General features: G+C 63.8%; 23 protein-coding genes. 6 read left to right on the forward strand and 17 right to left on the reverse strand.

Annotated elements, in window-relative coordinates; translation table 11 throughout:
* The first annotated feature begins 4 nt into the window (after positions 1–4).
* On the forward strand, positions 5–598 hold the full coding sequence (locus OK351_RS13890) for an isochorismatase family protein (protein WP_265160033.1): 594 nt from the start codon (positions 5–7) through the stop codon (positions 596–598).
* A 1,196-nt stretch (positions 599–1,794) separates the two neighbouring features.
* On the opposite strand, the gene OK351_RS13895 is transcribed toward OK351_RS13890, so the two are convergent.
* The 7 genes from OK351_RS13895 to OK351_RS13925 all read right to left on the reverse strand — a co-directional run bounded on the left by OK351_RS13895 (position 1,795) and on the right by OK351_RS13925 (position 10,447).
* On the reverse strand, positions 1,795–2,211 hold the full coding sequence (locus tag OK351_RS13895; protein WP_265160035.1) for a helix-turn-helix transcriptional regulator: 417 nt from the start codon (positions 2,209–2,211) through the stop codon (positions 1,795–1,797).
* A 936-nt stretch (positions 2,212–3,147) separates the two neighbouring features.
* Positions 3,148–4,914 (reverse strand): DEAD/DEAH box helicase, encoded by a 1,767-nt coding sequence (locus tag OK351_RS13900; RefSeq protein ID WP_265160038.1) that lies wholly within the window; start codon positions 4,912–4,914, stop codon positions 3,148–3,150.
* Between the two features lie 48 nt (positions 4,915–4,962).
* Positions 4,963–5,217, reverse strand: coding sequence for a DUF3039 domain-containing protein (locus OK351_RS13905; RefSeq protein ID WP_265160041.1), 255 nt, complete (start codon positions 5,215–5,217; stop codon positions 4,963–4,965).
* A gap of 202 nt (positions 5,218–5,419) precedes the next feature.
* Positions 5,420–6,982 carry a transporter gene (locus OK351_RS13910; protein WP_265160043.1) on the reverse strand — a complete coding sequence of 521 codons (1,563 nt, stop codon included), beginning with the start codon at positions 6,980–6,982 and terminating at the stop codon, positions 5,420–5,422.
* The gene (locus tag OK351_RS13915; protein ID WP_265160046.1) at positions 6,958–7,722 is read right to left on the reverse strand and encodes an ABC transporter ATP-binding protein; all 765 of its coding nucleotides are present in this window, start codon (positions 7,720–7,722) and stop codon (positions 6,958–6,960) included. Before OK351_RS13915 ends, OK351_RS13910 begins: the two co-directional genes overlap by 25 nt.
* Before the next feature lie 110 nt (positions 7,723–7,832).
* On the reverse strand, positions 7,833–8,735 hold the full coding sequence (locus tag OK351_RS13920; protein ID WP_265160048.1) for a co-chaperone YbbN: 903 nt from the start codon (positions 8,733–8,735) through the stop codon (positions 7,833–7,835).
* Positions 8,735–10,447, reverse strand: a complete 1,713-nt coding sequence (locus OK351_RS13925) for a hypothetical protein (RefSeq protein ID WP_265160051.1) — start codon at positions 10,445–10,447, stop codon at positions 8,735–8,737. The genes OK351_RS13920 and OK351_RS13925 overlap by 1 nt, the downstream gene beginning before the upstream one ends.
* A gap of 162 nt (positions 10,448–10,609) precedes the next feature.
* On the opposite strand from OK351_RS13925, the gene OK351_RS13930 reads away from it, so the two are divergent.
* The 3 genes from OK351_RS13930 (at position 10,610) to OK351_RS13940 (ending at position 13,887) form a co-directional block, all read left to right on the forward strand.
* The gene (locus tag OK351_RS13930) at positions 10,610–11,845 is read left to right on the forward strand and encodes an AI-2E family transporter (protein ID WP_265160053.1); all 1,236 of its coding nucleotides are present in this window, start codon (positions 10,610–10,612) and stop codon (positions 11,843–11,845) included.
* A 76-nt stretch (positions 11,846–11,921) separates the two neighbouring features.
* Positions 11,922–13,367, forward strand: a complete 1,446-nt coding sequence (locus tag OK351_RS13935) for an HNH endonuclease (protein WP_265160056.1) — start codon at positions 11,922–11,924, stop codon at positions 13,365–13,367.
* 127 nt (positions 13,368–13,494) lie between these two features.
* Positions 13,495–13,887 (forward strand): LapA family protein, encoded by a 393-nt coding sequence (locus OK351_RS13940; protein WP_265160059.1) that lies wholly within the window; start codon positions 13,495–13,497, stop codon positions 13,885–13,887.
* A 2-nt stretch (positions 13,888–13,889) separates the two neighbouring features.
* On the opposite strand, the gene OK351_RS13945 is transcribed toward OK351_RS13940, so the two are convergent.
* Complete coding sequence (locus OK351_RS13945) at positions 13,890–14,231, reverse strand: ATP/GTP-binding protein (protein ID WP_265160061.1); 342 nt, start codon at positions 14,229–14,231, stop codon at positions 13,890–13,892.
* Between the two features lie 58 nt (positions 14,232–14,289).
* On the opposite strand from OK351_RS13945, the gene nucS reads away from it, so the two are divergent.
* Entirely contained in the window at positions 14,290–14,985 is a 696-nt protein-coding gene (nucS, locus tag OK351_RS13950) for an endonuclease NucS (protein ID WP_265160064.1), read from the forward strand.
* A 58-nt stretch (positions 14,986–15,043) separates the two neighbouring features.
* A complete protein-coding gene (locus OK351_RS13955) occupies positions 15,044–16,258 on the forward strand; it encodes an N-acetylglucosamine-6-phosphate deacetylase (RefSeq protein WP_265160067.1) in 1,215 nt (404 codons plus the stop codon).
* A gap of 31 nt (positions 16,259–16,289) precedes the next feature.
* On the opposite strand, the gene OK351_RS13960 is transcribed toward OK351_RS13955, so the two are convergent.
* The 9 genes from OK351_RS13960 to atpB all read right to left on the reverse strand — a co-directional run bounded on the left by OK351_RS13960 (position 16,290) and on the right by atpB (position 23,743).
* Entirely contained in the window at positions 16,290–16,718 is a 429-nt protein-coding gene (locus tag OK351_RS13960; protein ID WP_265160069.1) for a DUF2550 domain-containing protein, read from the reverse strand.
* A 6-nt stretch (positions 16,719–16,724) separates the two neighbouring features.
* On the reverse strand, positions 16,725–16,991 hold the full coding sequence (locus OK351_RS13965; protein WP_265160071.1) for a F0F1 ATP synthase subunit epsilon: 267 nt from the start codon (positions 16,989–16,991) through the stop codon (positions 16,725–16,727).
* A 1-nt stretch (position 16,992) separates the two neighbouring features.
* Positions 16,993–18,441, reverse strand: a complete 1,449-nt coding sequence (gene atpD / locus OK351_RS13970) for a F0F1 ATP synthase subunit beta (RefSeq protein WP_265160073.1) — start codon at positions 18,439–18,441, stop codon at positions 16,993–16,995.
* Between the two features lie 36 nt (positions 18,442–18,477).
* Positions 18,478–19,371 carry a F0F1 ATP synthase subunit gamma gene (locus OK351_RS13975; protein WP_265160075.1) on the reverse strand — a complete coding sequence of 298 codons (894 nt, stop codon included), beginning with the start codon at positions 19,369–19,371 and terminating at the stop codon, positions 18,478–18,480.
* A 76-nt stretch (positions 19,372–19,447) separates the two neighbouring features.
* Positions 19,448–21,085 carry a F0F1 ATP synthase subunit alpha gene (gene atpA / locus OK351_RS13980; protein ID WP_265160077.1) on the reverse strand — a complete coding sequence of 546 codons (1,638 nt, stop codon included), beginning with the start codon at positions 21,083–21,085 and terminating at the stop codon, positions 19,448–19,450.
* Between the two features lie 109 nt (positions 21,086–21,194).
* Positions 21,195–22,007 (reverse strand): F0F1 ATP synthase subunit delta, encoded by an 813-nt coding sequence (locus OK351_RS13985; RefSeq protein ID WP_265160079.1) that lies wholly within the window; start codon positions 22,005–22,007, stop codon positions 21,195–21,197.
* On the reverse strand, positions 22,007–22,561 hold the full coding sequence (locus tag OK351_RS13990) for a F0F1 ATP synthase subunit B (protein WP_265160081.1): 555 nt from the start codon (positions 22,559–22,561) through the stop codon (positions 22,007–22,009). Before OK351_RS13990 ends, OK351_RS13985 begins: the two co-directional genes overlap by 1 nt.
* Positions 22,562–22,642: 81 nt before the next feature.
* On the reverse strand, positions 22,643–22,852 hold the full coding sequence (locus tag OK351_RS13995) for a F0F1 ATP synthase subunit C (RefSeq protein ID WP_265160083.1): 210 nt from the start codon (positions 22,850–22,852) through the stop codon (positions 22,643–22,645).
* A 99-nt stretch (positions 22,853–22,951) separates the two neighbouring features.
* Complete coding sequence (gene atpB / locus OK351_RS14000; RefSeq protein ID WP_371931455.1) at positions 22,952–23,743, reverse strand: F0F1 ATP synthase subunit A; 792 nt, start codon at positions 23,741–23,743, stop codon at positions 22,952–22,954.
* Positions 23,744–24,032: the final 289 nt, after the last annotated feature.

Below are 24,032 nucleotides of genomic sequence, written 5' to 3' on the forward strand. Positions count from 1 at the left end.
AGCCATGACCCGCGCACTGCTGATCATCGATGTCCAGCCCGACTTCTGCGAGGGCGGGTCGCTGGGGGTGCCCGGCGGCCATACCGTGGCCGCCGCCATCGCCGCGGATGTCGCGACAAGACGCGGGTCCTACTCGGCCGTGGTCACCACCCAGGACTGGCATATCGACCCGGGTAGCCACTTCTCCGATACCCCGGATTTCATCGACTCCTGGCCGGTGCACTGCGTGGCCGGCACCGCCGGGGCGGCCCTGCACCCGCGGATCGCCGGGTTGCCGGTGGACGCGCACTTCGCCAAGGGCCGCTTCTCCGCGGCCTACTCGGGATTCGAGGCCCGTGAACTGGTGGCTTCCGCCCCGCTGGAGGACGAGTCCGGCCCGCTGCTCGAGCAGTGGTTGAAGGACCGGGGGATCAACGCCGTGGACGTGGTCGGCATCGCCACCGATCATTGCGTGCGGGCCACCGCGCTGGATGCCGCGGCCGCGGGGTTCGACACGACCGTGATCACCCCACTGACCGCCGCGGTCAGCCCGGAGAACCTGCCGCAGGTCTACACCACGTTGCGCGAAGCCGGGGTGACGGTCCTGACGCTCGGTTAGCTGTCCCCGGGCAAACATGCAAAGGGGAATAGGTTGTCGGTGTGGTACCGCCGGATACCTGCACCACTGACCCGTCAACGCTCCGGCCTGCATTGCACAGGCGCCACGCTGAACTGTTGTCGACGGTGGGGTTCACCCATTCGCCAGCGCGTGATGCCATTGGTCATTTCCTTCGAGCACCTCCAGGATCGAGAAGTGTACTTTGACGAACCACGTGAACTCTTCCACAGGTGCATCAGATCCACCGTCCCACCCGGGAATGCCATTATTCGTGCAAGCCATATTCATTTCATGAGCGCGTAATTCGAAACTCCCCAAAGTTGGCACGCTAATGCGTAGCGTCGTGGTGTCTGGACGGCGATCCCTACGGACCCTGCAAGTTCGAGGTAGTGCCTCCGCAGGAGGCTGAACTCCTTCTTACACCTGAACCAGCCTGTCTTGCGACGACACCATGGAGTACAGGATCAATCCGAAACGGCTCGGGGCCGCTAGGCAAACACGCAACCATGGCCGTCTCAGCATCCCGAACGAGTGTGAACCTCAGATCGATTCCGCTTGCGTTCTGGCAGGCTGCCTGTGCTAGTTCTCGTCGGGCACCATACCGCTTGCCGGCGAGTTACCGGAGCACATCTCGCGGCGACAAGGATACTGCGCATGATCCAGGGCGTTAGGATCTCGATTCATGAACCCAGATAGGCACAAACGAAAATCCTCACCTCAGTCGTTCCCGCGGAAACAGACCTCGTTGCATGCCACGCAAGTTCCGTCCAGCGACGATACACATTTGATCGTCTACTTCAAGCGTCACAAAGATGACGATCCAAGCGAAACGTCGCCGGGTCGCGATTTCATAGAGTCTTGTCCCGCAGCAGTTCGAGCGAAAATGCGTGCGGTGCTTGTGGCAGTAGCGGCGGCCCCTCCCGGGAGCTTCTCCGGGGGCGTTACCGGGAAGCCATGCGCGGTGAGATGACAGGATGGTTCGAAGTTCGAGTGAATGGTCCCCAACGGTGTCACTATCGACTATTTTGCAAACTGGATTACAGAGCAGCGGGGTTCACGAAACCGTTGCTGGTTATTTTCGACGGGCGCCGTAAACCGTTCAGAACCGTATTCTCCGATGAAGACTACCGTGCGATTCGCGAATTGGGTGATGAATATTTCGAGAGGAATCCGCGCTCGATTATCTAATCGTCCAGTCAAGCCGCGGTTGAGGAGTTGCGCGTGTTCCTGATCTTCTCCAAGTACTCAGCCAGACCTGCCGCGTTGGCTGCTCGGCCTTCGAGTAGCGATTGGGTGATTTTCGACCGCTCGGACTCCGGTAGCGGTTCAAGGGCCACTCGCATTCCCAATGCGGCGGCGACCTCGGCAAGTGTTGCAAGGGTTGGGTTCGAAGTTTTACCCGTGAAGAGCCGCCTCATCGTTGCGGGATCCGCATTTATTGCTCGAGCCAGGCTGGCTTTACTAAGTCCCGCCGCTTCACGTGCGTCGTCCAAGGAATTGACAATACTGTCGATCGTTGCGATTCGAATGGACTCGACGACGTATTCCCTGAGGAATTCGGCATCCTCAAGGTCCTCGACCAGATCATTCCAGAACGCACTTGGTGCTTCCATTACCAACTCCTTCGAAGAGTCCAAACGTAACATAAATGTTACGAAATGCGCAAGCCGCGTGCCACTGTCCCGCACTCAAGTGGCACTCTAATACCCGCATGCCCTGAGGAAATCTCGCCGATGTCGCAGAAGTTGAATCACTTGGACCCTGAGACCGACAATCCCTTCAATCTTGTCCGTCCGGATCATGAGCCCGGTGTTGCCCTTGCACCGTCCGGGCTTAGATGTGCTCTGATGAGGCGATAAAAGATTGCAGGCAGCGGAGGCACCTGCTGATCAGCTCCGGGCGGCTGGAGTATCTCCGGTGTCGGCGATGTCCTTTTCGTCCCCACCCTGCTTCAACGCATTCACCTGCGTTGGGGGCCTTATACGTCGTTCACCGATTTCCCTCCCGGTTCACGTGAAGTACCGAATCGATACTGGTGGGATAAGCAGTGCGCCATGTGTTGTCATGAACATGGCACCGGACGATTCCAGCGTTTCGGAGATCAGGATAGTCGCCACTCCGGAACCACGAAAGAGCCTCGATAGAGAATCGCCGCTGGAAGAAGGGCGGCGATTGGTGCCGGCAACGTGCTGGACCTTGAACCGAATCGAGGAACTTCAGAAATTACGGTCTCAGGCTTGCTGCTCGACCCTGACCGCGTTCGTGCGTTGCCGGAGGGAAAACTACTGCCACCGGTTGTCCGGGCACTTCAACTCGGTCATGAACGGCCACTGCGGAAAACCACGTTCCCGCGTTGCACCCGGCGTCAATCCGTCCCCTCGGCGGCATGTGTCCGGCTTCGGAATCAACAACGCACATCACCGGGCGCCCACTGGATTCTGATCGCGCCTTCCGGCTGACCGCGGATTCTGCCACCGAACGCTCCACCAACGGTTGCCTGGTCGTCGAATCCTGGCAACAGGGCCAGGTCATAGACGCCAGCCACGCGGCTACTTGCGCCCGACGAACCAGTCCTGCAGTTTCTCGATCCTCGCCCGCAACTGGTCGGCGTTGGCCTGGGGTACGGCCGGTCCCCCGCAGACGCTGCGCAACTTGTTGTGCACCTGGCCGTGCGGGGTGCCGGTGCGCGCCGCCCACGCCGAGACGTTCTTGGACAGCTGGCTACGCAGGTCCATCAGCTGGCGATGGTCGGACACCGGTTCGGGTTTGCTGGCCCCACGGCTGATCTGCTTGTTCTGCTGCTCGCGCAGCAGGGCCGAGACCTGGTCCGGCTCCAGCAGGCCGGGGATGCCCAGGAACCCGAGCTCCTCGTCGCTTCCGATATCCGCGCCGGTGCCGAATTCGCCGCCGTCGAAGAGCACGCGGTCAAAGGAGGCCTGGGAATTCAGCGCCTCGAACTTGTTGCGCACCAGCTCGTCGCTGGCCTTGTCCTCGCGGTTGGCTTCCTCCAGCGCCGCGTCGTCCAGCCCGTCCTCGATCTTCGAGCCCTCACGGTCCAGCGCGTGGTCGCGTTCGACTTCCATCTCGTTGGCCAGGGCCATCAGGATCGGCACCGAGGGAAGGAAGACGCTGGCCACTTCCCCGCGCTTGCGGCTACGCACGAAGCGGCCGATCGCCTGGGCGAAGAACAGCGGGGTGGAGGTACTCGTGGCGTAGACCCCGACACACAGCCGGGGCACGTCCACGCCCTCGGAAACCATACGCACCGCAACCATCCAGCGTGCGTCCCCCGCGGAGAAGTCGTCGATTTTCTGCGAGGCGCTGGGGTCATCGGAAAGGATCGTGGTGACCTTCTGGCCACAGATCGCCTCCAGCTGGGTGGCGTAGGCCTTGGCGTCCTCGATGTCGGTGGCGATCACCAGTCCCCCGGCGTCCTTCACGGTGCGCCGTACCTCGGATAGCCGGCGGTCCGCGGCGCGCAGCACCGACGGGATCCAGTCACCGGCCGGGTCCAGGGCGGTCCGCCAGGCGTGGGCGGTGATATCCTTGGTGGCCCCGGCACCGAGCTGGGCTTCCATCTCCTCGCCGGCGGCGGTGCGCCAGCGCATATTGCCCGAGTAGGCCATGAACAGCACCGGGCGCACCACGTGGTCGGTCAGCGCGTTGCCGTAACCGTAGGTGTAGTCCGCCTTGGAGCGGCGGATGTTGCCCTCGTCCTCCTCGTACTGCACGAACGGGATCGGTGCGGTGTCCGAGCGGAAGGGGGTACCGGTCAGCGCCAGCCGGCGGGTGGCCGGTTCGAAGGCCTCGCGGATGCCATCGCCCCAGGACAGGGCGTCCCCGGCGTGGTGGACCTCGTCCATGATCACCAGGGTGCGCGCGTCCTCGGTCTTGGCCCGGTGCACCGCGGGTTTCTGCGCCACCTGGGCGTAGGTGACCACCACCCCGAGGTAGTGGTCCCCGTGGCGGCCATCGGAGTTCTTGTAGTTCGGGTCCAGGGCCAGGCCGACCCGCCCGGCCGCATCCGCCCACTGCTTCTTCAGGTGGTCGGTGGGTGCGACAACGACCATCCGGTTGATCTTCTTGGAGTCGACCAGCACCTTGGCCAGGCGCAGCGCGAACGTGGTCTTACCCGCACCCGGGGTGGCGACGGCCAGGAAGTCCTTCGGTTCGTTGTCGAAGTACAGCGCGAGCGCCTCGGCCTGCCAGGCGCGAAGTTTCGGCCCGGTGCCCCAGGCCGCTCGTTCCGGATATGCCACCGGCAGCTTGTCTTCCAGTGGAAGCTTGTCACCAATGTCGAAAAGTGTGTCGGTCATATATCCTCTCCCGGCGCGGACTACGAAAACTGCAAATGCGGGACGCTGTTAGTCGCCCATCATCGATTCGTAGACTTCCTTGCACTCGGGGCACACCGGGAACTTCTTCGGGTCGCGACCCGGGGTCCAGACCTTGCCGCACAGGGCAATGACCGGCTCTCCGGACAGCGCGGATTCCATGATCTTTTCCTTGCGGACATAGTGCGCAAAGCGTTCGTGATCGCCAGCTTCGACACTTTGCTGGGTCTCGGTACGCGTGATTGTCGCTGTTCCGCCGCGGGTTTCTTCTGACTCATCAACCATGCCTCCAAGTCTAGTACTTTTCGTACCGGACCCAAGCCCCTGACCCACCGCCGGACATCGCTTCCATCACCATATGCCCGTCCCGACATCCCGCATGACCTGCGATGATACCGGCCTGGCAGGACCCGCTTGGAAGAACGTGTGAAGTTCGAGCCATTGGCAAAGGTCCCGCCCCCACCGGGGACGGGACCTGGGCTCGGCATCAGCGGTTGAGCATAACCGCCTGCATCAGCTCGGGAAGCCGGTTGTCCATCCACCGGCCACCGAGCCGGATTCCGACGACGAGCAGGATACCGCCGTAGAGCAGACCTGCGGCCAGGGTCACCCAGCCCAGCATCGTCGACTGGCCCAGCAGCCCGATCAGGTAGGGCACGCCCACCGGCAGCAGCAGCACACCCATGCCGCCGAAGGTCGCCAGCTGGGTCAGCGCCACCCGCATGCCGTTGCCCGGCGGGGTTTTCAGCGGGTTGTCCCCCGGCAGCGGCACCGCATAGGTGTAGCGCGCCGAAACCACCGAGGAGACCGCCAGGGCGACCAGGAAGGCCCCCAGCGACAGGCCCAGGTCACCGGGTACCCGCCAGTTCTGCCCATTGAGCAGCCCCGGCAGGATCGCGCCCAGGATAATCGGCACGATGCTGATCGTGACGCAGGCCAGCAACCGGCCCAGCCGGTCATCGCGCCCGGACACGCCGGTGAGCACATGCAGCGAGAAGGCGGTGTTGTCGTAGGAGACATCCGCGGAGATCGAGAACCCGAGCAGGATCCCGAACAGCGGGCCCAGCAGGTACATCATGGCGTAGCTCTCGGCCTGCGAGCCGGCGAAGTAGAAGATCACCGGGAGCATCGGCACCATGATCACGCTCAGCGCGTAGCGCGGGTCCTTGAACCAGTACACCATCGCACGGGCGGCCACCGCCCCGGCGGGAGTGGCCGGCATCCACTTGAACGGCCCGAGTCCCTTGGCCGAGGCCGCGCGCTGCGGGGCCGGGGCGGTCACCACGGCCTTGGCGGTGGCGCGCACCAACAGCCAGTAGAGCAGGCCCAGCACGGCCAGACCGTACCCCAGGTGCAGCAGCGCCAGGGCCCAGTTCCCCTCCACCGCGGCCGGGGCCACGGCCCCGAGCGTGCCGAACGGCGTGTAGGAAAGCACCTGGGCCACCGGGCTGATCCACTCCTCGATGGTGGTCGCCGCGGAGGTCAGCGCCCCGAAGATCGGTCCGATGCTGACCAGCAGCAGGAACAGCACCGCGAAGCTGGCCTCGCGGAAACGCCGCTTGGAGCGCAGTGCGGTGGCCTGGATGGTCAGGTACTGGCAGGCCAGCACCGCCAGCAGCGCGGTGGCCAGGTTCGCCAGCAGGCCCAACAGCAGGATCGGCCCTTCCAGGCGCCACAGCACCGAGAACCCGATCATGCCCAGCAGCGTAATCACCGCCGGGATGGAGACGAATCCGGCCAGGATCAGCGCCCGCCCGAGCACCTTCTGGTTGATGCCGAAGTGCACGAAACGTTGCGGTTCCAGGGTCAGGTCCACCCCGGTCAGCAGCGGCGGGATCAGCGCCCAGCCCAGCACCACCAGCGCGGAAACCAGCACCGAGATGTAGCCCAGCCATTGCAGGTCGGCGGTGAACCAGGTGGCCACGATCAGCAAGGCGACCATGCCCAACGCATACAGCGAGCCGACGATGACCCCGACCAGCTGCCAGACGCTGCGCCGGAAACCGTTGCGCAGCAGGGTCAGTTTCAGTTTGAGGATGTGCGCAACCACGACAACCCCCCGCTCTCGCCGCGTCCGCCGACCAGGTCGACGAAGCGCTCTTCCAGGCTCATGCCGTCGCGCACCTCGTCCACCGTGCCCGAGGCGCGCAGCACCCCGCCGGCGATGACCGCCACATGCGAGCACATCCGCTGCACCAGGTCCATCACGTGGGAGGAGACGATCACGGTGCCGCCGAATTTCACGTACTCACCCAGGATGTCGCGGATATTCGCCGCGGAGACCGGGTCCACGGCCTCGAAGGGCTCGTCGAGGACCAGCAACTGCGGGGAATGGATCATAGCGGTGGCCAGCGAGATCTTCTTGGTCATCCCCGCGGAGTAGTCCACCACCAGTTTGTCCCCGTCCTCACCCAGGTCCATGACCCGCAGCAGGTCCTCGGTGCGGGTGGCGACCTCGTCCTTGTCCATCCCGCGCAACAGCCCGGAATAGGTCACCAGCTGGCGGCCGGTGAGCCGGTCGAACTGCCGCACCCCGTCGGCCAGCACCCCCATCAGCGCCTTGGCCTGTTGCGGCTGGGCCCAGACGTCGATGCCGTGCACCAGTGCGCTGCCGGCATCCGGGCGCAACAGCCCGGTGGCCATCGAGAGCATGGTGGTCTTGCCGGCGCCGTTGGGTCCGACCAGTCCGAAGAATGACCCGGCCGGTACCTCCAGGCTGACGTCGTTGACCGCCACCTTGGGCCCGAACTGCTTGGCCAGTGATCTGATGCTGAGTGCAGAGGTGTTCATACCCCCGACGTTACCAAGGCGCACCGGTGATCCGGATCATCCTTGAGAGCTAATCGCCAAAGGGTGGTGGCCCCCGACCGGGGACCACCACCCTTGGAAAATGACGGTGCCTAGAACAGCACGCGGGCCAGCTTCTGGCGCGAGGCGGCTACCCGCGGATCGGAGTTGCCCACCACCGCATAGAGTTCGACCAGCCGGCGACGCACCCGTTCGCGGTCCTCGTCAGCCAGCCGGGAAACCAGTTTCACCAGCCGGGCGAAGGCGTCCTCCACATGTCCGCCGACCAGATCCATATCGGCCACATCCAGCTGGGCGTTGAGGTCATCGGGGTTCTGCGCCCCGGTTTCCCGCACCTGGTTCAGGTCCTTGTCCTGGGTGCGCGAGAGCAGGCGCACCTGGTAGATCCCCACCTGCGCCTCATGGTCGTTCGGCTTCTCGTTCAGCGCCTGCATGTAGGCGGCCTCCGCGGCGGCATAGTCCCCGGCCTCGATGGCGTCCACGGCCTTCTGGTGCAGCGGCGGCAGGGCCGGCTCCTCCTCGGTGCCGGAGAAGGCCGGAACGCTCCCGCCCATCCCCTGCTGGGTGGCCAGTTCCAGCAGCTGGTCCAGCAGCTGCTCGATCTGCTCGGCCGGTGCACCCCCCTGGAACAGCGGAACCGGCTGGCCCTTGACCAGCGCGATCACCATCGGGATCTGCTGGGCCTGGAAGGCCTGGGCGATCTGCGGCTCGGCCTCGGCATCCACCAGCCCGAGCACCAGCCGGCCGGCACGGCGGTCCACCAGCGTGGTCAGGGTATTGTCCAGTTCCACCGAGGCGGCCAGGCGCGCGGCGCCCAGCGAGACGATCACCGGCACCTGCTGGGACAGGCCCACGAACTGCTGGAACGCGGCCGTATCCACCCGGGTGGTCCAGGTCGCGGCACCGGACGGTGTGGCGCTTTCCTCGGGGTGGGACGCGGCCAGTGCGGCCAGGTCGACGGCCCCGCGGGCCGAGGGAATATGCGGTTCGGTCATTAGTCCTCCTCAACCTGCTTGACTTCAAGCAGGGCAACTTCGCCGGCAATCAGCTGGATCTTGTCCTCGCTACCACCGGCCGGAATGTAGAACATCACCGGTTCAGCATAGTTGATGGACACGTTCCCGCGGCTGGTGCTGGTGCCCAGCAGCGCCTTGGTCAGGTCATCGGTACTGGTCAGCGGGTCGCTGTCCTCGGTCCGTTCGAAGGTGGTGGTCGAGTTGATCATCCCGGTCACGATCGCCCCGCCATCGGGGGCGGAGACCACGTAGGTCTCCTTTTCGCTGGCCTTGCGGGTGTACTTCACATTGGCCTCGTTGGCCGCTTCCTGCTCGGCCTTCTGACCGGCGTGGATCGCCTTGATGAACTCGGACTCGGCGAAGTTCCCGGCGTGGTCCGATTTCTCATCGGTCAGCACCTCGGCCAGCTGCTTGATGGCATCCTGCGGCTTGACGCTCAGCCCCTCGGCGTCGACACCGAGCTGCTTGACCGACGGGTCGCCCACGGCGATACCCGGGAAGGATGAGGCCGGCAGCATCTGCGAGGCGAAGACGACCTTGTAGTTCTCGCGGGCGTTGGCCTGGATCAGGGTGATGGCCATCGGCAGGGTGTTCGGGTCGTTGTCCTTGGCGGTGACGACGTTGATCACCCGCGGGAAGTTGGCCTCGGAGGTGTTCGGGACCGCGGCCGAGCGGATCACCTCGGTGTTCAACGCCGCCGGCTTGGCCACCTCGACGTCCTTCTCCAGGATGCTGTAGCGCTTGTCACGGATCCAGCGGAAACCGCCCACGGCCCGGTTGTTCAGGTCCTTGGTCACCATCGACTCGTCGGCTTTGGCCACCACGGCCTGGGCGTCGGAGAGGATGCGGTCCAGCTGTTCCTCGGTCACCACCGGGAAGGTGGTGGTGGTCTGCTCCGCGGGAGCCTCCGCAGCCTCCTCGGTCGCCTCCTGGGAGGCCTCCTCGGAAGGTTGTTCCGAAGCGGTCTGCTCGGCTTCTTCCTCGGCCGGGGCGGCGCTCTCGGATTCCTCGACCGGGGCGGCCGGGATCATCACCCCGGACAGTCCCAGCCCCAGGATCGCGACCAGGGCCAGCGAATGCTGCGCGCGGTTCTTCGGCTTGGATGGGCGCACCAGCAGGAACGCCAGGCCACCAACCAGCAGCAGCGAACCGACGATGATCAGCGGCAGCGCCAACGGCATGACCGCGTCGTTGAGGTAGGTCACCGAGATCGTGGCCGGGGCCGGTTCGGTCCCATCGGCCGCCAGCAGCAACGACCACGAGCCGTTATCCGGCGCCGTCCAGCGGTAGGTCATCTGCCCGTCGGCTTCCTGGGAGTCGAAGAAGATGTCGGCGCCGGCCGGGTTGGGCACCTCGGTTTCGCCTTCCACCAGTTCGGCCTGCAACTGGTGCACCTCGCGGTCGATGCCGGTCAGCGAGATGTGCTGCGCGTCGCCCACCCAGGCCTCGACATCATAACTGCGTCCCAGTGATGCGGTGAAGGTCCCCTCGGACTCGATCTTCAACTCCACCGGGGCGATTTCCGGATCGTTGATCGACGGTTCGATCACGGTCAGCGGGGCCGTGCCCTCAAAGGCGGGCATGGTGGCGGTCACCGTTTCGGGCGGAGCCCAAAAGGTCTTCTGTCCGATGCCGACAAACAGGGCCACGGCCCCGAGCAGCATCGCGATCACCGGGAGAATTTTTCGCACGAGTTCACCTATTCGCATCACGGTCACAAGGTCTTCAGAACAAGTCTAACGAGTGGCGCCAGTTCTTGGTTCCGACTTGGCGCTGTGAGCATGCTCAACAAGCCACAGGAGAGTGCGCCACCGCCCATCATCCACGCCGCAGCTGAGGGTAAGCTCTGAATCATGACCCAACAGCCTGATCCCGGAGACCAGAAGGACCTGCCGGAGCCACCTGCCGGGCCGCAGGACACGGCCACCGGGCGACGCGCCCTGCATGCCACCCAAATCAGCGAACGACTTGCGCGGATCCTTCGCGGACCGGCCCGCAAACCGGCCCTGGGCGAGGAGCCGGTCCTGGACCAGGAGCAGCAGCTGGAACCTCCGTTGCTGCTGCATCCGGTGGCACTTGGGTTCTTGGCCACATTGGGCGTGGGCCTGGCCATGGGCGGCTATTACCTGCTGACCAATGTCGGCCCGCTGGTGACCTGGATCGTGATCGCGATGTTCATCGCCCTGGGGCTGGACCCGATCGTGCGCTTTCTCACCCGCCGCGGACTGGGCCGCCCGGTGGCGGTACTGTGCACCATGGTGGGCATCTTCGCGGTCTTCGGCGGCTTCCTGGCGATGATCATCCCCACCCTGGTCACACAGATCACCCAGTTCATCGACGGCGCCCCGGACCTGGTGGACGAGGTGCTGGCCAGCGACGTGATCGACCAGCTGGACCGGCAATACGAGTTGACCGATCGGATCACCGACGAGGTGGACAGCTTCTTCGGGGATTCAGGCGCGGTGGCCAACATCTTCGGCGGAGTGCTCGGCGTGTCACAAACAGTGGCCCAGTCGATGTTCGGCGTGCTGATCGTGCTGGTGCTGGCCGTCTACTTCCTGGCCTCGCTGCCCTCGATCACCGCCTTCTCGCTACGCCTGGCCCCACGTTCCAGGCGCGCCCGGGTAGGTGAACTGCTCAACCGGATCACCCGCTCGGTGGGCAACTACGTGATCGGGCAGGCCTCGGTGGCACTGCTCAACGCGCTGGTCGCGCTGATCCTGATGAGCATCCTCAAGGTCCCCTTCGCCGCGCTACTGACCCTGCTGGTGGCGATGCTCGCCTTCATCCCGCTGGTCGGCGCGGTCATCGCCGGGGTGCTGGTGACCGCGATCTGCCTGACCCTGAGCTGGCAGACAGCACTGATCTACGGCATCTGCTATTTCGGCTACCTGCAGGTCGAGGCCTACCTCATCTCCCCACGTATCATGCACAAGGCGGTGGCGGTCCCCGGCGCGGTGGCCGTGATCTCGGTGATCGCCGGCGGCTCGCTGGCCGGGATCACCGGCGCCCTGGTGGCCATCCCCACCGCCGCGGCCGCGATGATCCTGCTGCGCGAGGTCTTCATCGCCCGGCAGGACAGGCTCTAGGACAGCATTCGAACAAGTTTTCCCCATCAGGGGAACCGCGAATCAAACTGTCGGTGGCATCTTCTAGAATTGTGGCATGGAACACAACAGCGGACCTTCCGGTGACCACCCGGCTCCGGTCCCGGCAGGGACCACGCCACCGACCCATCCGGACTTCGGTGCGATCATCCACGACCTGCGGTTCCGCATTACCCGCGCCATCGACAGCGGTGACACCGCTCTCTGCCTGGAGCTGATCAGCACCCTGGAAGCCACCAAGGCCTCGCTCAGTGCCATCCAGGCCCGTGCCGCCTACGCGGTCGAGGAACAAACCATCAGCGCACACCGGCAAGCCGGCACCCACCTCAAGCAACTGCACCGGGGGGCCGCCTCGATGGTCGCGCTGTCACGGATGAAACCACAACAGGGATCACGGGTCTACCTCGACGCGGTCCGCCTCCTCCAGGAAGACATGCCCTGCCTCGAATCCCGTTTCATGGCCGGAGATGTGAGCGAGGACCAGGTCCTGGCGCTACTCGGCCCGCTCATGCAGGCCACGCGGGAAGACCGCTACGCGCTGGATCGGCAGTACTCCCGCAATCCGGACATGCTCCAGGGCTTGGGCACCGGGCAGTGCTCCGATCTGGCCCGCAAACACATGGATACCCTGCATGGGCCCGAACGCACGGCCGAACTGCATGATGCGGACAAGCACCGTTACCTACGTTGTGTGGCCGAGGAAAAGTGGGTACGCGTCTACGGACGGCTGCCACTGCCCGAGGGACTGGCACTCAAACAGTATCTGGAGTCCCAGGCACGTAATCTGCAACAGCGCGGGGACAAGCGCACCCACGACCAGTTGGGCTGCGATCTGCTCATGAGTGCGCTTACCGGTGCCGGGGACGGGCCGTTCCCGCTGAAACTGGACCTGCAACTGATCATGACCGAACGTTCCCTGTTCCTGGGTGCGAACGAGCCTGCCGTCCTTCCCGGCTACGGGGTGATCCCGGCCCAATACGCTCGGCGTCTGCTGGCCGCCCCCTACAACGTCGATTCTCCCGAGGATGAGTCCTACGACCAGGGCACGGCCTTCCGATTGAAGGCCACCGCGGCCTTCCAGCGCCTGTTCACCGCACCGGGCGGCCAGGACCTGGTGGCCATGGACAGCCGCCACCGCATCTTTCCCAAGATCCTCAAGGGCTTCATCGCCGATCGGGACGTCTACTGCCGCACCCCGTACTGCACGAACAGGGCCAGCCAGGCCGACCACGTCGTCCAGGCCGCACTCGGCGGGCCGACCTCCATACATAACGGGGCTTGGCGATGCAGATCTTGCAACCTCTCGAAGGAAACCCCGACCTGGCGGGAAAAGCTCGAGGACCTGCTACCGCACACCATCCGCATCGAACCGGTTCCCGGCATCAGTTACCGCTCCAAGGCCCCGCCCATACAGGGAATAGTGCGCCACCGCGTACCCGTGCTGGACGCTCGTTCCGCCTTCTGGGTGCAGGCACTGGGTCATGCCGCGGCGGACACCGGGTAGCATCTTCCCGTCCCGGCGCCGCCTCTAACGACAAACTCCCGTGTCAGCTTGACGTGCCCGGATAGACGCGCCATAGTGACAGCACAGGGTTCACCCGACCCGGATCAGCTGCACGAATTGAGGAATCATGGCTTCCACTCCGCGCACACCCGAAGAATTTACTCCCGAAGAGGAGCCTGTCTCAGACGGGCTCTCCGAGGTGGACTACCCGGAGGAGTCAACCACCCCGGTTAACCATCCGACCGAGCCTGTCGACAGCAGCAAGCAGGTCACCCGCGCCGGGATGGTCTGGACCGCCACGGTGGCCGGACTGCTCATGCTGGTGCTGCTGATCATCTTCATCGTGCAGAACCAGGACCAGGTGACATTACGTTACTTCGGCCTGAGCGGACAGGTCAGCTTGGGCCTTGCGCTGTTCATCGCGGCCGTGGGTGGCGGTATCCTGGCAGCCATCGCCGGCGCGGTGCGAATCATCCAGCTGCGCACCATGGCCCGCAAGTCCCGCAAGAACAGCCACTAGGCTCAATAGCGGTAGGAGCGGGTGGACCAGCAGCGTTCATGCCAGTGCCGGCGTGCCGCGGCGCTTGCCTCGTCCCCCGACCAGTGGTCGGCGCGCCAGGCCACGATATGCGACAGGCCAACGGAGATCACCCCATGGCATCCGGGGCAGGTATAGGTCTTGCCGGCGGCCATCACGCCGATCTTGCGCACATGCCATTGTCCGTCCGGCGCATCCTGCAGCCGCACCACCCCGTACCGGGCACGTTCCACCCAGTCTTCCTCGTACCGCGGTTCGGCGGCGTTGTTACGGGGCGCTGGGTTGCGCGACCTGCCGTTGCGGCGGGGACGATTCGAACGTGGCATGAATCCATCATGCCGCATCGGTACGCACCGGTTCCAACTAGCGGGTAGTGTTGGATGGGTGCGTTTAGTTGTTGCGAAATGTTCCGTAGATTATGTGGGCCGTCTGCGTGCCCACCTGCCCCTGGCCAAACGGCTGGTCATGGTCAAGGCCGACGGCTCGGTCCTGATCCACTCCGATGGCGGTAGCTACAAGCCGTTGAATTGGATGAATCCCCCGCTGACCATGCATGTGCTGGAGCCCGAGGCCGAGCTGGCCGAGGAAGGCGTGACCCAGGTCTGGCGTTTGGCCGCGGCAAAGAGCGATGATGCGTTGACCATCAACTTCCACCAGATCGAACACGACTCCGCCCACGAGTTGGGCACCGATCCCGGGTTGATCAAGGACGGGGTGGAAGCCGACCTGCAACGGCTGCTGGCCGAGCAGATCGAGCTGCTCGGTAGCGGGCACACACTGATCCGCCGCGAGTACATGACCGCCATCGGCCCGGTGGACATCCTGGCCCGGGACCAGGCCGGCGCCACGGTGGCCGTGGAACTCAAGCGCCGCGGGGATATCGACGGCGTGGAGCAGCTGACCCGCTACCTGGAACTGCTCAACCGTGATCCGCTGCTCAAGCCGGTGCAGGGGATCTTCGCCGCGCAGCAGATCAAGCCGCAGGCCCGCACACTGGCCGAGGACCGCGGCATCCGTTGCCTGGTCCTGGATTACGACGCCATGCGTGGCGTGGACGATTCGGCCGGACGGCTCTTCTAGCACACTTATTTGGGTCGAATCCGGTGCACCGGCGCCCAAGTGTGCCTAAGCTGTTCTCATGAGCATCACACAGCGCACCGTAATGTATGCCCGTTTGGTCTCCGACGGCCTGCAGGTTTCCGATGGCGCGCTTGCCATCGAGGGCGACCGTATCACCTTCGCGGGGAACCGCGATGACTTCCTGGCCCTGGACGAGGCCAAGGACTACACCGAGCATCCGCTGCCCGCGGACGCGTTGCTCGTGCCCGGGCTCATCGACATCCATTGCCATGGAGCGGCCGGTAGCGATTTCTCGGCCCCCGAGCACACCGGGGTCACCCGGGCCGTGGATTTCCTGCACCGGGCCGGCACCACCACGGTGATCGCCTCGCTGGTTTCCGCGGACCATGCGCAGATGCTGCATGCCTGCGAGGTACTCGCCGAATTCGCCGAATCCGGGCTGCTCGCCGGGATCCACGCCGAGGGGCCCTTCCTGTCAGCCGAACGCTGCGGGGCCCAATACCCGGGCTTCCTCACCGACCCGGACCCGCAATTCGTTGACGAGCTGGTCATGGCCGCCCGGGGCCAATTACGCACGATGACCTTTGCCCCGGAGCTACCGGAAACCGATGAGCTGATCGAGGCGCTGGTCTCCCACGGCATCGTGCCCGCGGTGGGCCACACCGCGGCCACCGCCGTGCAGACCCGCCAGGCACTGGAGCAGGCCCGGGAGGAGCTGCAAAGTGCCGGGGTGGACGGTTTCACCGAACGCCCGGTAGTCAGCCACCTGTTCAACGCCATGCCGCCGCTGTACCACCGTGAGCCGGGCCCGGTGGCCGCGGCGCTGGAACTGGCGGCCAAGGACAACGCGATCCTGGAACTCATCGCCGACGGCGTGCACCTGGCCCCCGATACGGTTCGGATGGTCTTCGCGTTGGTCGGGGCGAAGTCCGTGGCACTGGTCAGCGATTCGATGGCCGCCACGGGCCTGGCCGACGGTCGCTATACCCTGGGTCCGCAGGAGGTCACGGTGCACGACGGGCAGGCCCACCTGACCGGTGACGACCGGTTGGCCGGCAGCACCGCCACCCTGCTGCAGGTGTTGCGCCGCACCGTGGCCGCCGGGGTGCCGCTGGTGCGCGCCGTCATCTCCGCCACCAAGGTCCCGGCCGCGCTGATCGGGCTGGCCGACGAGGCCGGACGGCTCCATACCGGGTTTGCCGCCGATGTGCTGGTACTGACCCCCGAACTGGAACTGACCGCGGTCTTCCGCAAGGGACAACTGCTGGATTAAAACAATGAACCCCCACCAAGGTGGGGGTTCATTAGATCTGCCAGGAGCCGGCAATCGGGCCGGCTTCCAGCCATGCGGAGAATCCGGTGTAATCCCGGTAATCCATCGCCAGTTCGATGCTCTCCTCTGCCCGCAGCAGGGTGACGATGACGAAACCCGGCGGGATCCGTCCGCGCTCGTCATCCTCAGGCTTGCGCCAGCCGCCCAGATCCAGCCCCTTGCGTTCAATGACGAAAGCCGGGATCGGGGAGACAGAGAAAAACCGCAACAGATCCACATGCGCTCCGCCGTAACGGCCCATGCACAACATCCAGCGCCCCTTGGGGGTGCGGATGGAGACATCGAAGGTGCCCAGTGTGCGCCGCAATTGGAAGCGACGCACACCCATGGCACCATAGAACGCTGCAATGCCGGCCAAGACCAGCAGGGCAATGAGAACTGGTGCGGTGATCTCGATCAATGCGGCCTACGCTGCGTTGACCACTGCGTTATCGGCGACGATGACCACCCGGTCCGAATCCACGGAGAAGAATCCCCCGTCGACCTGGACCGAGAAGCGGGCGTCGGAAACCGGTTCGATTTCCAGATCCCCGGCGGCAAGGACGGTCAGTGTCGGAATGTGACCGGGCAGAACTCCGATCTCTCCGTCCACTGAACGGGCCCTGACCAGCTTCGCGGCACCGGCCCACACGAAGTGGTCCGCTGCGACGATCTCGACCTGAAGCTCGGCCATGCTACTTGCTGGCCTTCTGGATCTCGGCCCACTGGCGCTCGACGTCATCCAAACCACCGACGTTGAAGAACGCCTGCTCTGCAATGTGGTCCAGGTCGCCATCGCAGATGGCGGTGAAGCCCTCGATGGTGTCCTTGATGGAAACGGTCGAACCCTCGACACCGGTGAACTGCTTGGCGGTGTAGGTGTTCTGCGACAGGAACTGCTGGATGCGGCGAGCACGCGATACGACGATCTTGTCCTCTTCGCCCAGTTCGTCGATACCCAGGATCGCGATGATGTCCTGCAGTTCCTTGTTCTTCTGCAGGATCGCCTTCACGCGGATGGCGGTATCGTAGTGCGCCTGGCCGATGTACTGCGGGTCCAGGATGCGCGAGGTCGAGGTCAGCGGGTCGATGGCCGGGTAGAGGCCACGCGACGCGATTTCACGCGACAGCTCGGTGGTGGCATCCAGGTGCGCGAAGGTCGCGGCCGGTGCCGGGTCGGTGTAGTCATCAGCCGGGACGTAGACGGCCTGCATCGAGGTGATCGAGCGGCCCTTGGTCGAGGTGATGCGTTCCTGCAGCAGACCCATTTCGTCAGCCAGGTTCGGCTGGTAACCCACGGCCGAAGGCATGCGGCCCAGCAGGGTCGACACCTCGGAACCGGCCTGGGTGAAACGGAAGATGTTGTCGATGAACAACAGCACGTCCTGGTTCTGCACATCGCGGAAGTACTCCGCCATGGTCAGGGCGGACAGCGCCACACGCAGACGGGTGCCTGGCGGCTCATCCATCTGGCCGAACACCAGGGCGGTGTCCTTCAGCACATTGGCTTCATCCATTTCGACCCAGAGGTCGTTACCTTCACGGGTGCGCTCGCCCACACCGGCGAATACCGAGGTACCACCGAAGTTGCGTGCCACACGGGTGATCATTTCCTGGATCAGCACGGTCTTGCCCACGCCTGCGCCACCGAACAGACCGATCTTGCCACCCTTGATGTACGGGGTGAGAAGGTCGATCGACTTGATGCCGGTTTCCAGCATCTCGGTGGAACCCTCGAGGTCCGAGAACTTCGGGGCAGCGCGGTGGATCGGCCAGCGCTCGGAGACCTGGATCTCCGAGTTGTCAACGTCCAGGGCGTCGCCCAGCACGTTGAAGATGTGGCCCTTGACGCCGTCGCCAACCGGGACGGAGATCGAGGCGCCGGTGTCCTTCACCTGGGTGCCGCGCACCAGGCCGTCGGTGGCCTGCAGCGAGATGGCACGGACCAGGTTGTCACCGAGGTGCTGGCTGGTCTCGAAGGTGATGGTTCGGGTCTCGCCGTTGAGGGTCAGCTCAGCGGTGAGGGCATTGTAGATTGAAGGCAGTGCATCGGCAGGGAACTCGACGTCCACGACCGGGCCAATCACGCGGGCAATACGACCGGTGGCCCCTGCGGTAACCTGCTCGTTGAGTTGGGCAGTCATCTTTCTCACTTCTTGTCTGATCGGAGCATTCGTCAATTAGCTGCCCAGCGCGTCGGCGCCGGCGATAATTTCCGAAAGTTCCTGGGTGATTTCAGCCTGACGGGCATTGTTGAGCAATCGCGTGTACTTCTTGATCAGTTCGCCGGCATTGTCCCCGGCCGCCTTCATGGCGCGCTGGCGGGCAGCGAGCTCGGAGGCAGCGGATTGCAGCTGGGCGTTGAACAGTCGCGAATCGATGTATCGCGGAAGCAGCGCGTCCAGCACTTCATCCGGCGATGGCTCAAATTCGTACAGTGGCAACAACTCGTTGGTCGGCGTCTCGGTTTCACCCTCGACAACTTCCAACGGCAACAGACGGATGACCGTCGGTTCCTGCGTGACCATCGACTTGAACTGGGTGTACACGACGTGGATCTCGTCCACGCCTCCCTGCTCGTAATCGGTTGCGAAATCCTCCAGGAGGGTTTCGCGCAGCTCGCGTGCGGTTTCGAAACGCGGGGAATCGGTTTCCCCGGTCCACACTCGGGCGTACTCGCGTGAACGGAAGTCGAAGTACGCCTGGGCCTTGCGGCCTACCAGGTAGGTCTTGACTTCCTTGCCTTCTTCACGCAGGAGTTCCACGAGATGCTCTGCCTGCTTCAGAACGCTGGCGGAGTAGGACCCGGCGAGGCCTCGGTCCGATGTCATGATCAGCACTGCGGCGCGGCGAATCTGCGCCGGCTCGGTGGTCAGTGGGTGATCGACATCGGCCTGGGACGCGACGGCGGTAACTGCACGGGTAATCGCATTGGCATACGGCAACGAAGCCGCAACACGCGTACGTGCCTTGCCGATGCGGGATGCAGCGATCAGTTCCATCGCCTTGAAGATCTTGCGCATCGACGACGTCGAGTTGATCTTCTGGCGGTAGACCCGAATCTGGGCTCCCATGTGTGTCCTTTCCTTATCCCCTACGCTTGGAGTGCGACGCCGTTTGCGGCGTCACACTCCTTGCGAAAGGAAAATGTCAGCGCTTCTGCTTGACGATCTGTTCCTGGTCGACGGACTCGGCGGGCAGAGCGTCGTGCTCCTCGTGTCCGGCGGCAACCAGCTTGTCGTCGCCGTCGCCGAAGAACCCGGCCTTGAAGTCGGCGATGCCGGCCTTCATGGCCTCGACGGTCTCGTCTTCCAGCTTGCCGGTCTGGCCGATCACGGTCAGCACCTGGGTGCGGTGACGCAGGTAGTCGATGAACTCGGACTCGAAGCGGCGCACATCCTCCACCGGGACATCATCCAGGTAGCCGTTGGTGCCGGCCCAAACCGAGACAACCTGCTCCTCGACCGGGTACGGGGTGTACTGGCCCTGCTTGAGCAGTTCCATCAGGCGTGCACCGCGGGTCAGCTGCTGCTTCGAGGCGGCATCCAGATCCGAGGCGAACATCGCGAAGGCCTGCATGTCGCGGTACTGCGCCAGTTCCAGCTTCAGCGTACCGGAGACCTTCTTCATGGCCTTGACCTGGGCCGAACCACCCACGCGGGACACCGAGATGCCCACGTCGACGGCCGGACGCTGGTTGGCGTTGAACAGGTCCGACTGCAGGAAGATCTGGCCGTCGGTGATCGAGATGACGTTGGTCGGGATGAACGCACCCACGTCGTTGGCCTTGGTCTCGATGATCGGCAGACCGGTCATCGAACCGGCGCCGAGCTCGTCGGACAGCTTGGCGCAACGTTCCAGCAGGCGGGAGTGCAGGTAGAACACGTCGCCCGGGTAGGCTTCGCGTCCCGGCGGACGGCGCAACAGCAGCGATACGGCGCGGTAGGCTTCGGCCTGCTTCGACAGGTCATCGAAGATGATCAGAACGTGCTTGCCACCGTACATCCAGTGCTGGCCGATGGCCGAGCCGGCGTAGGGTGCCAGGTACTTGAAGCCCGCCGGATCCGAGGCCGGGGAGGCCACGATGGTGGTGTACTCCAGGGCGCCGTGGTCTTCCAGGGTCTGGCGCACCGCGGCGATGGTCGAGGCCTTCTGGCCGACCGCGACGTAGATGCAGCGGACCTGCTTGGTCTCGTCCCCGGAAGCCCAGTTGGCCTTCTGGTTCAGGATGGTGTCAACCGCAATGGCGGTCTTACCGGTCTGGCGGTCACCAATGATCAGCTGGCGCTGGCCGCGACCGATGGGGATCATCGCGTCGATGGCCTTCATGCCGGTCTGCAGTGGCTCGTGCACACTCTTACGCTGGGTCACGCCAGGTGCCTGGAGTTCCAGGGCACGACGGCCCTCGGACTCGATCGGGCCCAGGTTGTCCATGGGCTCGCCCAGCGGATCAACCACGCGGCCCAGGTAGCCGTCGCCGACCGGAACCGAGAGGATCTCCCCGGTGCGCTCGACCTTCTGGCCTTCTTCGATCCCGGTGAAGTCACCGAGGACGACAACGCCGATTTCGCGGGTGTCGAGGTTCTGGGCCAGGCCCAGGGTGCCGTCTTCGAAACGAAGCAGCTCGTTCGCCATGACGGAAGGAAGACCTTCCACCTTTGCAATGCCGTCGCTCGCTGTAATGACGCGTCCAACTTCGGTACGCGATGCCTTGCCCGGTTCGTAGGACGCTGCGAACTCGTTTAGGGCATTACGGACGTCATCAGCGTTGATGGTCAAATCGGCCATCTGCAGTCCCTGCTCTCCTAAATTGTGATCCGTAGGCTAAGCAACGGATCGAATGTGAATGAAGTCTGTAGTGGTCCTGGCTGGCAGGACCCCACCGGATGGTGGAGTCCTAGCCGGCCAGGGAGCGGCGCAATTCGGCCACACGAGATGCCACGGAGGCGTCGACGATATCGTCGCCCACCTTGACGACCAGGCCACCGACCAATGCTGGATCGATCGAGACGTTGATCTTCAGATCGCGGCCGTAGAGCTTGTTCAGGCTGGTTTCCAAACGCTGCACCTGCGACTCGGCCAAGGGGCGCGAGCTGATGATGTGCGCGATCCACCGCTGCTGGCGCTTGGCCACCAGGTCCATGAAACGCTCAACCAGGCGAACCGGCTTCAGACCGCGCGGGGCGATGGCCGCCTGGCGCAGCAGCAGCTGGGCCGGGGCCGAGGCTCCGGGAACCAGCTTCAGGGCCAGTGCGGCCTTGGCTTCGGCCGGTGCCTGGGCATCGGTCAGTGCAGCCTGCAGTTCATGGCTTGCCGAAACGACCTCGATGAAGTCGAACAGGTCCTTCTGCAGCTTGTCCAACCCAGCCTTGTTGGCCTGCTGTTCAGCCACGGCAGCCACGGAGGTGACAGCCAGGGTTTCCAGCGCATCGCTAATGTCGCGTTCCGAGCTCCAGCGAGTGGAAGCCAGCTGCTTGAGGGTCTGCTCGGCATCGGCCGAAACCTTCCCGCGCAGCAGCGAAGCCAACAGGGCTTCCTTTTCGGCGGCTTCACGGGCCGGATCAGTCAGTGCGCGGCGAAGACCGGAATTCGCATCCAGTACTTCCAGAACCGCAAACAGTTCCTTGGAAAGGTCAACGGTTGCCAGCGCAAGCTTGGGTTCCAAGGACTCCAAGGCCTTTGCCAATGACTCGCTCGATACACTTGCCATTAGTTCGATGCACCTGCGTTCTGCTGATTTTCCAAGTCGGCCAGGAACTGGTCAACCACACGCTGGGAACGGGCATCGTCCGCCAACGCTTCGTCGACGATCTTGCTAGCCAGTTCGGTGGCCAACGAGCCCACGTCGGTGCGCAGCGAGGCCAGGGCGCTGGTGCGCTCGGCTTCGATCTGGCGCTGTGCCTGCTCGGCGATGCGAGTGGCTTCGTCGGTGGCCTTGGTCTTCAGATCGGCAAGGATCTGAGCACCTTCACTACGTGCTTCCTCACGAATGCGGTTGGCTTCGGTGCGTGCTTCCAGAAGCTGGGCCTTGTACTGTGCCAAGGTCTCCTCCGCTTCCTTCTGCGCGGCTTCGGCCTTTTCCAGTCCGCCTTCGATCGCGGTAACGCGGTCTTCATAGGCCTGCTCGAACTTCGGAGCAATGACCTTGATGACGATGAAGAGCAGAACCGCGAAGCCTACGCCCGTGACGAGAATCTCCCACGGGTTCGGCAGCAGCGGGTTTGCACCTTCGCCCGCAGCGAGGATGAAGTCTGTACTGTTCATTCTCACTTTTCCTTATCTACTAGTTTCCGCTGGTGTATGGGCCCCGCGATAGTGGCAGGGCCACTACAAATCGCGGAAAGACTAGGCGCCGACGACGAAAGCGAAAACCAGGCCCAGGATGGCCAGCGCTTCGGCCAGTGCGAAGCCGAGCATGGCGATCGGCTGCAGGATGCGCTGAGCCTCAGGCTGGCGGGCAACACCGTTGATGTAGGCAGCGAAGATCAGACCCACGCCGATTGCCGAACCGATTGCAGCCAGGCCGTAGCCGATCATATTCAAGGAGCCGTGCATTTGTTTATTCCTTTCAAGATACCGAGTAGGTTTTCGGTAGGTTGTGAGGTATTCCCCGGTGGAGTGAGGGAAAATCTGTTTTGGTAGAGCCTAAATGACCTAGTGCGCGTCGGCGTCGATGGCACCCTGGATGTAGATCGCGGTCAGCAGGGCGAAAACGAACGCCTGCAGGGCCATGATCAGCAGTTCCAGGAAGTACATCGCCACCGAACCGATAATCACACCGACGCCCAGGCCGCTGTAGGCGAGCCCTTCTTGGACGGTGATCAGGTAGCGGGCACCGGAAGCGGCCAACATCACGATGATGTGGCCTGCCAACATCGTTGCCATCAGACGCAGCGAGTGAGTCAGCGGGCGGACGATGAAGTTCGAGATGATCTCCAGCGGGATCATCAGCGGCATGATCCAGCCCGGAACACCGGACGGGACGACTGCCAACTTGAAGTAGCGCAGGCCGTGGTTCTTCAGGCCCACACCAATCCAGGTGCCGTAGATGATGATTGCCATCGCGTATGCAGAACCGGCGTGTGAGAACGACGGAAGCTGCAGGAACGGGATTGCACCGAAGAGGTTGTTCAATAGGACGAAGAAGAACGTTGCGAAGAGCAACGGGACCCAGGGGCGGAAGTTCTTCTCGCCGATGATGTCGCGGCCGATGCCATTGCGCACGAAAGCGTAGCCGCTCTCAGCAAGGTACTGCATCTTTCCGGGAACCAGCTTCGGATTCTTGATGGCCGCGGTGAAGAACCAGGTGATGAGGATGATCGACAAGACGATCATGATCATCTGCTTACCGACACCGGTGCCGTACTCAGCAAACCAGGGGAAGATATCTGGCAGGTGGGCATCGGACACGGTTGGCGGGATGAATCCGCCCTCACTTGAGGCCATTGGGAGCGCAAACGCGATCAACGCGCTGTCCTCTCTGCAGTAGCGGTCACGGGCAAAAGGCGGTGACTGGCGTAACTGCCTCTCACCGTGTAGAAAAAGATCTAGTGGGCTCGCACTTCAGCGCAGGAAATACTTTCGCATCCGCACTGACACGCTGCTACCTCCAGATATTGCAAGGAGGCATAATTTCCTTGGCCGCTGCACAAACTGCAGCCACCTCAAAAATGACCCGAAGACAGCCTATCAAACTCACGGCGCGGCAATGACATCGGATGTCACCGCCCATCAG

The organism is Glutamicibacter sp. MNS18, from assembly GCF_026107515.2.
Lineage (GTDB): Bacteria > Actinomycetota > Actinomycetes > Actinomycetales > Micrococcaceae > Glutamicibacter.